Origin of the sequence: Paenibacillus sp. WLX2291, from assembly GCF_046603665.1 — a bacterium.
Lineage (GTDB): Bacteria > Bacillota > Bacilli > Paenibacillales > Paenibacillaceae > Saccharibacillus.
In genome coordinates this window covers 2646349-2660497 of sequence record NZ_CP176755.1, presented here as the reverse complement: position 1 = coordinate 2660497, position 14149 = coordinate 2646349, and the positions used below count along the sequence as shown (strand labels likewise).

The 14149-nt window shown below is 43.6% G+C and carries 13 protein-coding genes and 1 pseudogene; 2 read left to right on the top strand and 12 right to left on the bottom strand.

The genetic code is table 11. The annotated features are described in order from the left end of the window. Positions 1–474: 474 nt before the first annotated feature. From ACDE64_RS11455 to ACDE64_RS11430, 6 genes and pseudogenes are all read right to left on the bottom strand, one after another. Positions 475–1038: a hypothetical protein gene (locus ACDE64_RS11455; protein ID WP_411350103.1), complete on the bottom strand. Its 564-nt coding sequence runs from the start codon at positions 1036–1038 to the stop codon at positions 475–477. Continuing rightward, positions 1031–2806: a sensor histidine kinase gene (locus ACDE64_RS11450; RefSeq protein WP_411350102.1), complete on the bottom strand. Its 1776-nt coding sequence runs from the start codon at positions 2804–2806 to the stop codon at positions 1031–1033. The genes ACDE64_RS11455 and ACDE64_RS11450 overlap by 8 nt, the downstream gene beginning before the upstream one ends. A 27-nt stretch (positions 2807–2833) precedes the next feature. Continuing rightward, entirely contained in the window at positions 2834–3514 is a 681-nt protein-coding gene (locus tag ACDE64_RS11445) for a response regulator transcription factor (RefSeq protein WP_411350101.1), read from the bottom strand. Between the two features lie 107 nt (positions 3515–3621). Beyond that, positions 3622–4146: a hypothetical protein gene (locus tag ACDE64_RS11440; RefSeq protein WP_411350100.1), complete on the bottom strand. Its 525-nt coding sequence runs from the start codon at positions 4144–4146 to the stop codon at positions 3622–3624. Positions 4147–4309: 163 nt separating this feature from the next. After that, positions 4310–4810, bottom strand: a complete 501-nt coding sequence (locus ACDE64_RS11435; RefSeq protein WP_411350099.1) for a hypothetical protein — start codon at positions 4808–4810, stop codon at positions 4310–4312. 250 nt (positions 4811–5060) lie between these two features. Further along, positions 5061–6032 (bottom strand): annotated as a pseudogene (locus tag ACDE64_RS11430) (hypothetical protein). A gap of 324 nt (positions 6033–6356) precedes the next feature. Between ACDE64_RS11430 and ACDE64_RS11425 the strand changes: the two are divergent. Further along, positions 6357–7172 carry a hypothetical protein gene (locus tag ACDE64_RS11425; protein ID WP_411350098.1) on the top strand — a complete coding sequence of 272 codons (816 nt, stop codon included), beginning with the start codon at positions 6357–6359 and terminating at the stop codon, positions 7170–7172. Between the two features lie 40 nt (positions 7173–7212). Here ACDE64_RS11425 and ACDE64_RS11420 read toward each other — a convergent pair whose 3' ends face one another. From ACDE64_RS11420 to ACDE64_RS11400, 5 genes are all read right to left on the bottom strand, one after another. Further along, positions 7213–7593 (bottom strand): hypothetical protein, encoded by a 381-nt coding sequence (locus tag ACDE64_RS11420; RefSeq protein WP_411350097.1) that lies wholly within the window; start codon positions 7591–7593, stop codon positions 7213–7215. A gap of 44 nt (positions 7594–7637) precedes the next feature. Further along, positions 7638–8456 (bottom strand): hypothetical protein, encoded by an 819-nt coding sequence (locus ACDE64_RS11415; protein WP_411350096.1) that lies wholly within the window; start codon positions 8454–8456, stop codon positions 7638–7640. Positions 8457–8703: 247 nt separating this feature from the next. Further along, entirely contained in the window at positions 8704–9855 is a 1152-nt protein-coding gene (locus ACDE64_RS11410) for a hypothetical protein (protein ID WP_411350095.1), read from the bottom strand. Between the two features lie 2 nt (positions 9856–9857). Continuing rightward, on the bottom strand, positions 9858–11324 hold the full coding sequence (locus ACDE64_RS11405) for an ATP-binding protein (protein ID WP_411350094.1): 1467 nt from the start codon (positions 11322–11324) through the stop codon (positions 9858–9860). A 2-nt stretch (positions 11325–11326) separates the two neighbouring features. Further along, positions 11327–12025, bottom strand: coding sequence for a response regulator transcription factor (locus ACDE64_RS11400; RefSeq protein WP_411350093.1), 699 nt, complete (start codon positions 12023–12025; stop codon positions 11327–11329). A gap of 258 nt (positions 12026–12283) precedes the next feature. Between ACDE64_RS11400 and ACDE64_RS11395 the strand changes: the two genes are divergently transcribed. Continuing rightward, positions 12284–13066, top strand: coding sequence for a PhzF family phenazine biosynthesis protein (locus ACDE64_RS11395; protein ID WP_411350092.1), 783 nt, complete (start codon positions 12284–12286; stop codon positions 13064–13066). 201 nt (positions 13067–13267) lie between these two features. Here the strand turns inward: ACDE64_RS11395 and ACDE64_RS11390 are convergent, their stop codons facing one another. Continuing rightward, positions 13268–14137 (bottom strand): amidohydrolase family protein, encoded by an 870-nt coding sequence (locus ACDE64_RS11390; protein WP_411350091.1) that lies wholly within the window; start codon positions 14135–14137, stop codon positions 13268–13270. Positions 14138–14149 lie beyond the last annotated feature (12 nt).

The following is a 14149-nucleotide window of genomic DNA, read 5'->3' as shown; positions in this document are numbered from 1 at the left end:
GTAGAAAACTGATTTTCTTCTCAATTAAGAACGATATATATCATTTTAGTTTACATAACTATTATTATGTTAATGTTGATGGTTTTATACTCCTCTTGCATACATAGGTAGAATGTTAGACCGTTTCCAATTCCTTTTCATATAAAAATAAAGAATTGCTATTGTATATACTTTGATTAGCCCGATCACACTACTACACTATTTAAAATCCACTTTGTATTTTGCTTAAAACGGATTATCATTGACCAAATGAAATTAGTTGCAAAATAAAATCATACCCTCCTTTAAACCATTTACAGAAAAATTACTTCTATTATAATGGTACCTTCCATTCACCTATAGTATGTAATCTTTAATATTTCAGTCCCAAATCAGCAACGCTATAGAACGAGAACTTGAGCAGACAATCATTGTCTCTTTAAATATACAAAAATGCTCCATCCTATTCATCAGGACGAAGCATCTTCATTTCCATCACTTCAGCGTTAGTTTTTTCTCCCAAGATAGTTCATTTCCGGAATCATTGGCGAACGTAAATGATACGGTACCCTGCTCGCCTTTTCTAGATTCAGGATACAAGAATCCGGAAAATTGTCCGTCCCCACTAATGTAGAATGAACCTTGCTCTGGACCACCGCTCCCACCATTCTCCACGGCTTGTTCATAGGTATTGACGATCGCTTTGCCTTTACCTGTCCAAGTCATTTTATCCAGATGATATCCTTTTGGTAAACGATTGATAAAGAAATCAAAACTCCCGGCATTTTCGATGGGTTTTTCCGATTGATCAATAATTATAAGAATATCGTCCGAACTGGCAGATGGATCGTTAGCTGTAGCAGCTTCATTATTATCATTCGTCTCGATTGCCGATTCTGTTGATTCATTGGATGCTGAGGAGGAATTGGCACTTCCTTGCTGCTCAGTCGTGGAAGTTTGAGGCGCGGCAGTCGTGTTTTCCGTCTGTTTGCCACAACCACTTACAAGTACAACACCTGCTAGCAGCACACATGCTGCTGGAATCGTCATTTTATTCATCTATCTCCCTCGTCTCTCTATCGATTGGCGCTTGCTTCAACGTAAAACGGAATGCCACGCCATTCTCTGTATTATTAACCTCATATCGACTCTCATGTAATTCAAAAATATGCTTCACAATCGCTAATCCTAGCCCGGTTCCGCCAGTTTTGCGATCTCTTGAACGTTCAGCACGGTAAAATTGATCCCAGATTCGCTCCAGATCCTGAGCAGGAATTGGGTCACCTTCATTCTCGATCGCAATCTCTACCTCTTCATCGTTCATCACTTGCCAATCGACTGTAATCGTACCACTTTCATGAGTATGACGCACGGCGTTGCTGAGCAGATTCAATAGCACCTGATCGATTCTTCTTGGATCTGCATTCACCCATAGTGTCTCGTCCCCGGATGTTACAACTCGCAGATGACGACTTTCCAGCTGCGGTGCAAATGAATACAACAGCGCTTGAATATGCCGTACAATATCGATAGGTTGTGATTTGAGCTTCACTGCTTTCACTTCAAAACGCGACAGCTGAAGCATATCCATGATCAAGGCATTCATGCGGTCGGTTTCGGTAACGATTAACTGGACATAGCGTTCACGTTTATCAGCAGCAACGTCATCCTGCAAACCTTCGGCAAAGCCTTTGACGATGCCGAGCGGCGTTTTCAATTCATGCGAAATGTTGGCAATTAGCTCTTTACGAAGCTGTTCGGCACGATTCTTCTCTTCCATCTCATGACTCAACGCCTCATTCGTTTCAGATAACTTGCGCAATGCAGCATCCAGATTATGGCGGAGTGTGTCCAGATTGCGAGATAACTCGCCAAATTCATCATTGGACCGCAAAGAGTGATTGCTCATTGGCTGAAAGTCCAGTCTCGCCATGCGCGCTGATGTACGACTAAGCTGTAATAGCGGGCGAGATAGCAACCGGGAATAAAGGAACGATAACAGTAACAGAATGACCGCAATAATCGGAGCCAAGTATAAATAGTATCGCTGTAGCAACATAGATGCTTCTCCAACCGGTTGCAAAGAAGATAACGAAAGCGCATAGTTCGTTTTACCGTCGCTTCCTGTTACTGGCAAGATAATCATCGCATACGTAACGCCACTCCATGGATCTGTCCATTCCGATTGCACCGTGTTATCTACCTTTAATTGTTGGATATCCGCATCAGGATGAGTATTCCGCCAAGCAATGAAGGCATTGTCGACCAGTGTATTCGTATAAAATGGACTCAGTTCTTGCCCCTGTGGCAGTACCAAATCGGTAATTGTTCCTTCAATCCGCGTTAAACCCTGATCCGGATTCGGTGTTTGTGGTTGCAAGGTCGAAGGCTGCATAATCGTATCTTTCTGATCCATATATATGCCATCTACCTTGAGCGTAGCACCAATCTGTAAATCAGGAGGCACATCTCCAATCGTAGTTCCCAGTGAGGAAAATAGCAGCGACACCTGCTTATCCTTCGTTTGCAGTGTAATGAAGTATGGATCTTGACTACGGCGTTGTAGATCTGTATCATAAATCGCCAACGCTGCTCGATTGTCATTACTAAATTGCCCCAGAATGCGCGCTGCTGCTACCGGATCGTCTCCTTGTTCTGCATACTGCTTGCCGAACGTGTGCATACTTTGCTCCAGATCATGCACCTTGACTGTCCGATAAAACTTGTCAAAAAATAATCCCTGCGCCAGCAAAATCAGAGCAAATATACCAATCGTCACTGCGGATGTGACGACAAACAACTTGAACACGATACCCCTTTTTTTCACGATTGCTGTCCCTCTTTCCGCTTCACATTACACTTCAAACTTATACCCTGCACCGATCACTGTACGGATGTGCCGTCCTTCATCGCCCAGCTTGGCACGCAGCTTTTTGATATGGGTATCGACTGCTCGTGTATCGCCAAAATAATCTGCACCCCAAACCGCATTTAGAATCTCATCCCGATCCAGAACCGCACCATAACGACGAGTCAACAGATCGAGCAAGCTATATTCTTTCGGTGTCAGGCTTACATTCTCGCCATGCACCTGTACGGTATATGCGCGTTTATCAATCTTCAATTGACCATCTGCATAGATGAGTATATCGTCCGCACGTCCCAGCGTTCCCTGCGTACGTTTTAGCAAAGCCGTTGCGCGCGCAACAAGCACCTTCGGACTGAACGGTTTGGTTACATACTCATCTGCGCCCAGCTCAAAGCCCATCACCTGGTCGTCATCATCAGTTCTGGCAGTAATAATAATGATCGGAATGGCAGATTGTTTGCGGATGCGCCGACAGACAGACCAGCCGTCAATCTCCGGCATCATAATGTCGAGCACAATCAGATCAAGCTCATGCTGCTCGAACAGTTCCAGCGCTTCCCGCCCGTTGGCTGCTTCCAGTACATGCCAATCGTCTTTTTTGAAATAATCAGTCATAAACTCGCGCATGAGCACGTCATCTTCAACAAGCAAAATACTCTTCTTCATTGTATACACTCCGTATTAGTCGGATTTGATATCCATTTCATGCTACCTGTAGACGAAGATACTGTCAAAGCTGTATCAAGGAGTGTTGACTCATTCTAACATGCAGTTCATTTATTGACAGTCGATATACCTAATTTATAGGTAGGTACAGCTGACGTCATCCATACAGCTCCGTTTTTTGTAGACACACCTTGCCACGTTGCAAACAAGTCTTTTTGCGTGCTGTTCAATAGTTCTTTTTTAACTTTTGGCGTTATAATAGAGTCGTATTTGGCAATAAAACGTGTTGGACTTTTAAAATAATATACTTTTTTTCCTGAATTTACACGTAAAGGATAGTTCACAAGTGAAGATACCAATTGCTTATTGTTCTTTTTTACAGCTAGTTGAAGTTTGCCAAAGAATGCATCAAATGCTCCTGGATCTTCAAATCCTGCCGCTTGATAGGGATTATTTTTCTTCGATTGTGAACTGCTAGTTGTTGCTGCGGCAGTTACGATCGAAGCAGATGTAATATACCCTTTTTCCGATTGGGCAGCAGACGCTACACTTGTCGGCAATGTTGAGGTCGTTGCGACCAATGCGGCACCTGCCAATGTGATGTTCATAAGAATGCTCGTTGTTTTGTTCATAATATATGCCTCCTGTGGATTCTGCTGAATGTTTATCTGTTTTATCATATATACGTTTGTTGATTTGCATATATCAATATGATGTCTATTTTACGTTGTTTGTCGCATTATTTTCACTTTTTGTCATATGATTCACTTCTGTGTCATTTACTTCTATATGAGTCTATTTATTCACTGCAAATAATGCAATTTTGTCGTTAAATTGACCAAACCACAACTCGCCGCTACCAACCATAACACCTTTCCAATTTACAAACAAATCGTCTTCGATAGCATAAGCAAGCGTTCGTTTGACTTCTGGTGTCATGATGGAATCGTACTTGGCGATAAAACGTGCAGCATTGGTGATTTTATACGTCTTGCCATTTGAATACACATTCAACGGATAATTGATCATGGAAGAAACGGCTTTTTTATCGTTATTCTTCACTGCTTGTTGAAAAGTGAAAAAGAATTGGTGAAATGCTGCTGGATCGTCGATTCCAGCTACTTCGTATGGGTTATGACTAGACTTAGTTGGCGTTGCAGATGTGCTTGTGGATGGACTTGCACTCGTAGTTGATGCGGCAGCCGAAACGCTATATAGCGGAAAGGCTGAGGATGATGTCGCGAATGCGGCACCTGCGAGTGTAACACTTAACAGAAATTTGGATGTTTTATTCATGATCAATGACCTCCTGTGTTGTTTGGTATATGTTTATTATAGATAGGCGATGTGTAGTTCAGGTGTACATGAAGTGTAACTTTGATCCATTCGCTTTTCGAAGGTTTTGTTCATCTCGTATTTTGAGCGTTTTGTTTATCGTAAACTGAATTTCTATACATGGAATAGAGCAGAAGCGGCAGACATCAACTGAGTAAATTCAGAAGTTGTCTACCGCTTCATTGTATAAAAGCTTCGTGCACATCATTATCTAACTGGATGGAGAATAGATGATATAGCGGAAATTCTCTATAGCATCCGCCGCAAAGGAATCCAATGTAGAAGAATCTACTCTAGTAAGATGATTGTAAAAGCTGAATGGAAATTTGAATACATGCCCGAAATTCCAATCATCATCACGGAAATCAGCATCCCAGTACTCTTGTTCGAGCGGCAACCATTTCGAACGTGTCGCTTGGATGAGAGGTAAGTGATCTACGGGTGAGCTTAATGTGATGGAAGTTTCTGATTGAAGATCGCGTGAAGCTCTGAGAACTTTGACTAGTTTCAACAATGCTGGAAGTCAACTTCTGACATACTCTTCATGACCAAGATCGAACAGAATATTCAGCCCATGCGAAAAGGTCAACATATGACCAATCAAATCGTGATGCGCTTCGGCTCTATAGATTGTCTGGAAGGATGATAATTCGCTCAAAATGAATGCGGACAGTTGCTTGGCATTGGTAATTGTCGGAAATCCATCACTCTCCGTGATCTCCATTCTTTTCACCTCGGCTACAGAATAACCAAGCCACGATCTACCGGGGATTGTTTTGCGGAAGGATTCGATCAGTGTACAAATGCCTTCTATTTCACGCGCCGTCCCCCATCCTCCCAACTCACGAATAGCCTTTAAACTCAATGCGGTGTAGATCACATTATGCCCAACCCAATGTAGTTCATCTATGACAGATTGTAGCGATTGCAGAATAGCATGTTCTGCGTTTGGAATATGTACTTCTACTGTAGAAAAAGCCGATTCGGTGAACGAATGATGATCTAGCATCGCTCGGGCTTGAGTTGTAATTCGATTGGCGATTACAGGCGGTATCGAATGTTCCTGAATGAAAAAATAAGCTGCGATTCCGGCAGCGCCAAAATGAGCTTGCCAAATATCGCCTGTGCTAGCTTTACAATTGGCAATGATATGTAGTCCTTGATTCAGCATGTTATAATCCATGAGTTTCGCTCCTTAATAATTTTTATGAAGTGAGTTGGATGTAGTTGGAGAATTCGATTCGGAGTTCGACTTCGTTTGATTCGTTTGATTATGGGTGTGAATTCAGTTGAAAAAGCGGCTTTTCGAGCAAGGAAAGTGGTCGAATGATAGATATAAAGTTCTTTAAAAGAGAAACAGCGTATAATTTATATTATACGCTGTTTTTGTGGGTTTTATTTATATAAATTTTACTTTCGTATGCCTTATATAAAACTAGCTCGAATATAAAAAATATTTTATACTAATTGTGTTATTATTATCCAATAATATCAAGGAGGAATTTTAATGAGTATGCAAGATTATAGAACATGTATATTTTGTGATGGTAAAGGATTAACTAAGCAACACATTTTACCTGATTGGCTCAAAACAATACTGCCTCGGGAAGGACAGAGCCATGAACAACTTATAACCAGAACGGAAGTTGATGAAAATCCACCAAGAATGACTTTAACACCAATAAAAAAGAATGGTCATACTTGGAGTAGAAAAGCAAGGAATGTCTGCGGCAATTGCAACAGTGGTTGGATGAGCCTAATTGAGACAAAAGCTAAATTAAATTTAACTGCACTTATATCAGGTGATAAAACCCTTTTAGATGAAGAAGCGCAATTAAACTTAGCAAATTGGGTGACTTTATCAACAATTATGGCAGAGTATACTGATCTCCAACATAAAGCCATTTCAGAAGATGAGCAGAAAGAATTTTATCAACATAAAAAACCTTTAGATAATTGGAAAATATGGATCGGTAAGTATAGGGGGACACAATGGGATCAACGCTATCGCCATCATGGTTTAATGACGGTGAAAAAAAACACCCCGCTACCTAAAGAGAAATTTGCAAATACACAAGCTTCCACTTTTGTTTTAGGCGAACTCTTTATTCATGCAACCAGTTCAACCGAACCTTTAGTTGAACTTACTAATCCGTACGATTTAAGGCATACAATGATTCCGATTTGGCCTCTCCAAAGACAGAAATTAAGATGGCCTCCTATCGAAGTATTCACTCCAACTTTTTCAGATGAAGAAGTCAACACTATTGCTGATGAAGTTATACATTTATATGAATTCTACAATCCAAACTCTGAGAAATAACATTTTAAATCACTTTAAATAATATCCCCATTCATCTATATCAATGGGAATCATTCAACTTCAAACGACTCCACTCATACAACATTTGGATAAGTGAACTACTATGCAACGGCTTTTCCAGTTGAGCCGGTGTGGTGTAGATGATACCGTTATACCAAGACGCCTTATCCTCATGCAGGGATAGAGATGTATCCTGCCCATCATACGACATATCGTCCACCTCTCCTTGATAAACCTGTGAACCACTCACTCCCGGTGTTGCTTGTATGAACAAGGCGTTGTTCACATCCCGATTCAGCATTGCAATGCCATCAAATAGAAATAGTGAGTACCAGATCACCAATCCAGTTGTGAGTATACTGAGCAATGCGATCGTCCACCATGTTTTTCTTTGTTGTCTGTTTTCTTCCTGTTCCGCCATGTCCGTCTTCTCCCCGTCTCGCGCTGGCTGGAGCGGCGCTAGTTTTATTTCTCCAGCGCAGCTACCAGTAGCGATGTATAGTATCGGCTGCCATCCGGTTTTAGATGCACACCGTCATTGTAAAAGTATTGATCCTTGCCTGCGCTCGCCCCGTACCAGTCCACAATCTGGACATTGGGGAACTCGCGACCGACCTGAGTCATTGTATCATTCACTGTATCTTGCCAAGGTTTTGGCACACGCGCCGTTACAAGCAGTACTTGTTTGGCGCTGGACAACGATTGCAGTACACTACGTAGCTGATCCGAGCTGAATGGACCGTTGGTGCCAAGTTCGAGAATAACGTGATCACCCAGCTTATTGTTAGCGACCAGATTGTTGATCACATCATCGGCTTGTGACATTTGGCGGCTGACTTTACCGTCGATGGTCATGTTGGGCAACTGCTCTTGCAAATATGGCGCAATGCCTACGGTAACGGAATCGCCGATCATACTAACGCCGGTGCCATCTGGCGCATCCGGTGTGGATGTCGAGGGTGTGCTTTCTGGATCTTTTTCGCTATTGTTGTCTGACGATGTTGGTTGTGCAACATTGTTATTGGTCTCATCGTTCTTCTCTGTAGAATTGGTGGACGATGGATTAGCGGATTGTTGGTTAGTAGTTGGGTGCTGGGTAGCTGGGTGCTTTTGCTGATATGCAGTCTGTACAGCGTCTGCGTTGTATACTGCCGAATTGCCACCTAGTGCCTGTTTTTGTTCCTTTTGCTCTTGCGAGCTGAATAGCCATATGACACTTGCTGCCATTGTGATCGCGACGACTCCCCAAAGTGCATTTGCGATCCATGTATGTTTTTTGTTCATCTGTTCCATTCCTTTTCTGTATGTGTTGTTCTTGATGTCTTCATTATGCAGAACAGATGTCGCCAAAGTTTGATGAACTTGTAAACAAATTGTCACAGCGGTTGTCAAAAATAGAACCCCCTACTATGGCGTGTATTGCCATAGTAGGGGGTTCATCATTGTATGGTTGTATAGTAAGTATCTGATCCGCTATCGGTTTAGATATATCGATTATCCTATAGGGTATCGATAATCATATATCCATCGATTATTCCAATTCGATAACGAGCGCTTCATCTGCATAACCATCCGCAGACGACGTTTGCGCAGGGTTCCACGGCTTGGAACCTTGAATGAGTAAGCTTTTGCTGTCTTGATTCCAGAACATATTGTAAGGCACCATGCCGCGATAGACAGGTTCGCGATATAACACGTTTCTGCCTTGCATTTTGCCAACGAATACGACGTTCTGATCTTGAGCAGACGTGTAAGCGATACTTTTACGATCTGGGGAAAAGTCAAAATCCAGCACATGATCCAGAATAACAGACAATTCCCCATTACGTCGGTCATATTCATATAACGATTCGTCCGAACCGAGAAAGACAAATTGATCGTTCGTAATCCAGCTTACATCGTCGCCGCCGATCTCGCGCTCATACTGGATATCCAGCTTCTTGTCAGCAGCTTCTACCATCGTCAGTACCTTCTTGTGATCATGATTTGCCTGATAGGATTGCAGTAAAACACTCGTTCCATTGTTGGCAATGTCCACATGGAACAGTGAATCCTGTGCGGCTAGCAGGGTCAATGGATAGCTGGTATCGGTATGGCTAGCCATATTGTAGATATGCAGATTGGCACTTTGCTTTGCGTTCATATTGTATACAGGCTTATCTATCAAATAACTGACATACTGACTGTTCGGCGACCAGGTTACATTCTGCACATACGTGCTGGAATCACTCACTCGTGTCAAAATGGTCTTTTTACCAGTCTGCATGGACACTAGCTTCAACACTGTTTCGTTTGATGAATTCAGTATCTCGCAAAAGTAATTACCGTCTGGTGATAGAAATGTATTGTAGTTGATATGACCGATCACGGTGTTTGGCTTACTTTTTTCAAATGGATATGCCATCTGCTCCAAGGTGCCCTGTTCCAATACTGACATAAAGCCCATCGCCGATATCACTTCATCGTGAGCAGACCAACCCATCAGACGACCAGTGTTGGAGAAATGTCCGGGGAGTCGATAGATCTTTTTGACCTGAACAGGCTTGGACGTTTGATCGACGATGGGGGATTCATCGTTATCTGGAATGATCACAACATCGGTCTTAGGTGCTGCACTGCATGCGGACAGGATCAGGGTGAACAGCATGCTCAGAATCGTTGTTGCGATGGTAGTTGATCTCATGTTCATGATGTCCCCTCACTCTCTGTTCTAACATATGCGGGAAACTCGACGATTACGATCGTCTGGTGATGATCATTGGCAATATCAATCGTACCTTCAAGCTGCTGCACAATAGACTTAACGATGCTAAGCCCCAATCCAACACTGCCTTCCTCGGCATTGCTGGAATGTACAAGGTAAAACGGTTGAAACAGCCGTGACAGATATTCGCCGTCAATAGGATCGCTGGGATTGCTGAACAGAAAGCGAATGCGGTCGTTCTCCTGTTCTCCTTTGACCGAGACGGTGGAGCATGGAAGGCTGTACTTGATCGCATTGTCGATCAGGTTGATGAACAGCTGTCTGATTCGGTCGCCATCGCCGAGCAGCAGCAGAGACTCAGCGATTTCGTAATGGATGTGCTTGTTGTAACGCTGTGCGCGCATGGTCATCGATTCACATACATCTTGCAAAATCGGTGCAGCGTCCACCTGTTGCCACTCGTGAATGATATTGTTGTTGCGCGATACTTCCAGCAATTTTAGCACCATTTCATGCAGCCGCCGACTTTCCTCGATAATATGATTCATGCCTTTATCAAAAAACACCGGGTCTCTCTCCCTGTTCTTGCGAATAATCTCTGCATAGCCAAGAATCGAGGTCAGTGGTGTCTTCAGCTCATGCGTAATATTGTCAAAAAAGCGCTTCTCCTGCTCATGCAGCTGCTTGAGGTGATCGCGATCTTTTTCGATAATGTGAATCTGGCGACTGATCTGGTCGATCATATCGTTAAAATTGTCCGCGAGCCTGCCGATCTCATCCCTGCGTTTGAAATGCAGCCGTACATCCAGATTACCGTTCTTCACTTCCGTCGATGCTTGTGTTAGTCGGGTTAATGGAATGGTAATATGCCGAGACAGAATGTAAGAAAACAGAAATGCCGCTGCAAAGATCGCAAGCGCGATATACAGCGTAATTTGCAGTACCTGCCCCGTCTGCTGATACAGAGCACTGAAGTCCTTGTGAAATCGCAGAATGCCGACTTTTGCCCCGTCAATTACGACCGGATAAGAAAACAGAACGGTCGTATTTTTGCCATTATAGGTGATGCTGTAGGCAGTATTGCCGCCGATCGCTTGCTCCAGATCGCTCTGACTATTTGCAGGAAAAGAACTAGCATCTGGCGCGTATAATAGTTTGCCGCTCAGATTGTAAATACCGACACTGCTATCCGTCATTCGGTTGAGGTCAATAGCAATTTCCTTGGCAATCTCCCCAAAATACAACTGATTGCTGCTATAGTGGTTGATCAGAAATGCCTGCCGTACGTAGCCGTTGCTGTTATTTTTCAATCCTTCCAGCTCATTCGTGACTAGACTCTGGTTACTACTGCGAATGAATTCCTTGACCGTCTGATTCAGCACGACAAAGGATAGCGAGAAAATCAGAAAAAAGCCGACCAGAAATTTGATACTAATTTTGCGTACCATATCTATCGACCCGTCTTCTCAAACTTGTAGCCGATGCCGAATACAGTTGTAATGCAATCAGTGGCATCCAGCTTTTTGCGAAGTCGCTGAATATGTGTATCGACCGTGCGGGTATCACCTGCAAAATGATAACCCCACACGAGATCCAGTAGATCGGAACGCGTAAAGGTTTTGCCCTGATTTTTGAGCAGCATGATAAGCAGATCGTATTCCTTTGGCGTTAGCTCGACCGGTTCACCAGCATTTTTCACCAATCGTTCGTCTTCAATCACTTCCAGATGGCGAAAACGGATGACGACTGGCGTCGGTTGTTGCCGTACACTATCGCCTGCCTGCTCGACACGGCGCAAAATCGTCCGAATACGCGCCACCACCTCGCGCAGATCAAATGGCTTCGTAATATAATCATCCGCTCCGAACTCGAGACCGAGAATCTTGTCGGTGATGTCGGACTTGGCGGTAATCATGCAAATGGGTATGTTGTGATGTGCGGTTACTTTTTTGCAAATATCCAGACCGCTTTGATCGGGTAGCATCCAATCCAGCAATAGTAAATCTGGCTGAAACGATGAAATCTCGCTCATACCTGCCGCTCCGCTAGACGCTGTGCGCGTCTGGAACCCTTCCATCGTCAATCCGTAAGACAGTAAATCAGCAATGGGCGTATCGTCTTCGATAATCAAAATTTTGGCTTTATTCATGATCTTCCTCTTCCCTATCCCTGATCCGGTGTTGTAAACATCGTTCATATGTTAACGGTCAGCCCTCAAACAAGCAAATACAGATTGTCACCAAATGGATACAATAATGTTAATACCATAACTCTCGTATGAGATCGTGACGATCCACTGGCGCAATAAAACTATGAATAATTGCTATGAATAACTGTTCTGTGAATAGAACAGTTACATGAAAGGTTGCTCTACAATGAGCATTATCAGCAAGGGAGGAATAGGATAATGAAATATTATGTAGTAGATGCATTTGCCACGCGTATCTTTGAAGGGAATCCGGCTGGTATCTGTATTCTGGATCGCTGGATATCACCTGAACAGATGCAGCAGATTGCTACGGAGAACAATTTATCGGAAACGGCATTTGCTGTCAAAGAAGATGAGGATTACCGATTGAGATGGTTCACTCCTGCTGCGGAGATTGATCTATGTGGACATGCGACGCTGGCTACAGCGTTTGTACTCGCTCAATTTTACGAGCCGGAAGCGGAGCAGTTTGTATTTCGTACTTTGAGTGGTACGTTGGTAGTGAAAAGAAGCGAAGATCGGTATGAGTTGGACTTTCCTAGCCGTATACCAGAACCAATTGCTATCAGCGAGGATATGATTCAAGCTCTTGGTGTAACGCCGTCCGAAGCATATCTCAGTCGTGATCTGATGTTTGTCTTGGAAAATGAAGAGCAGGTGCGCAATCTGACCCCTGACTTCTCCGCATTGAAAAGTTTGCCAGATGGGCTTGGTGTGAATGTAACGGCACGGGGAAACGAAGTGGATTTTGTATCGCGTAGCTTTTTTCCAAAGTTGCAGGTGAATGAAGATCCGGTATGTGGGTCTGCGCATTGCAACTTTATCCCATTCTGGTCGCAACGTTTGAACAAAACAGAGATGGTCGCACGACAGTTATCCAAACGAGGTGGTACGCTGTATTGCACCGCACAAGGCGAACGGGTAAAGATCGCTGGCAACGCCGTACTATATGCGGAAGCTGACTTAAAGCTGGATATGTAATGTACCTATCCTGTCAAACAGAATAGTGAAAATAGTAAATACCCGAATGAATATCAACCATACATAGGTGATGTTCATTCGGGTATTATTTTGACTGGAAATCAATAGCAAAATATTTTCACTCCGTAACTGACTGAATAACAAAAGCAGAAGCCTCTCTGTGCCTCATATCAGCCAGTTGGCATCAACAATTGCCAGCAATCAGGAATTGTCTTCCACCCACTGCTTTAACTTTGGAAATACCTTCAACGCGTTGTTGTAAAACACATCGTCCCAATGCGACTCTGGAATGAGATTTTTGATAAATTCAATCCATGCATCCAGCGGTACGAGCGGCCAATCGGTGCCGAATAATACACGATCATACTTTTCCGCAAATACAAGTGCGCGCCGGAAATGATCAACATATGTCGGCTCTCCCATCAGGCGCTGCACTTTGGCATGGTCGCCGACGATCCAACCGGACAGATCGGCGTACAGATTTGGATTCTTTTCCAGCATGGCTGCTGCATCCATCACCCACGGATCACCCAGATGACAGAGCATAAAGGTAATATCGCGATGCTTGAGGAACGTTTCCTCCATAGACAGCGGATGTGAATATGTTAGCAGCCCCTGATCCGCATACGTTAATCCACCATGAATCACGATAGGCAAATCATACTTGCGGGCAAGTTCATATACGGGATCGTAAATGGCATCGCCCACATTATAATGGTAATAACCGGCATACAGCTTGAAGCCAACCACCTGTGGATTGGCAAGACACTGTTCTAGTGCTTCCAGTTGCCCCGGTTCATGCAGTGTCTCAGGATTAATACCGACACATGTAAATACATTGTCCGGCATTCTGTCATTCAGATCCAGCAGCATTGGATTCGCTGCCTTCGCATCTGGGAATGCGCCAGGCTTCGTCTCGGTTACACCCATCCCCACCGCAGCAATAATATTCGAGGCTGCAAATTCAGCTAGCAATCCATCGGTCGTATAGTCGATGGATGCCAGATTACGCGCCGTATCGTGAAACGCTTCAATTTCGGAAAAATGAATATGTGCATCAATGATTTTCATAGCGTATTCCTT

Coding starts and splice junctions, on each gene's coding strand:
- ACDE64_RS11455 (WP_411350103.1), bottom strand. CDS start 1,038: ATGAATAAAATGACGATTCCAGCAGCATGTGTGCTGCTAGCAGGTGTT.
- ACDE64_RS11445 (WP_411350101.1), bottom strand. CDS start 3,514: ATGAAGAAGAGTATTTTGCTTGTTGAAGATGACGTGCTCATGCGCGAG.
- ACDE64_RS11440 (WP_411350100.1), bottom strand. CDS start 4,146: ATGAACAAAACAACGAGCATTCTTATGAACATCACATTGGCAGGTGCC.
- ACDE64_RS11435 (WP_411350099.1), bottom strand. CDS start 4,810: ATGAATAAAACATCCAAATTTCTGTTAAGTGTTACACTCGCAGGTGCC.
- ACDE64_RS11425 (WP_411350098.1), top strand. CDS start 6,357: ATGAGTATGCAAGATTATAGAACATGTATATTTTGTGATGGTAAAGGA.
- ACDE64_RS11420 (WP_411350097.1), bottom strand. CDS start 7,593: ATGGCGGAACAGGAAGAAAACAGACAACAAAGAAAAACATGGTGGACG.
- ACDE64_RS11415 (WP_411350096.1), bottom strand. CDS start 8,456: ATGAACAAAAAACATACATGGATCGCAAATGCACTTTGGGGAGTCGTC.
- ACDE64_RS11410 (WP_411350095.1), bottom strand. CDS start 9,855: ATGAGATCAACTACCATCGCAACAACGATTCTGAGCATGCTGTTCACC.
- ACDE64_RS11405 (WP_411350094.1), bottom strand. CDS start 11,324: ATGGTACGCAAAATTAGTATCAAATTTCTGGTCGGCTTTTTTCTGATT.
- ACDE64_RS11400 (WP_411350093.1), bottom strand. CDS start 12,025: ATGAATAAAGCCAAAATTTTGATTATCGAAGACGATACGCCCATTGCT.
- ACDE64_RS11395 (WP_411350092.1), top strand. CDS start 12,284: ATGAAATATTATGTAGTAGATGCATTTGCCACGCGTATCTTTGAAGGG.
- ACDE64_RS11390 (WP_411350091.1), bottom strand. CDS start 14,137: ATGAAAATCATTGATGCACATATTCATTTTTCCGAAATTGAAGCGTTT.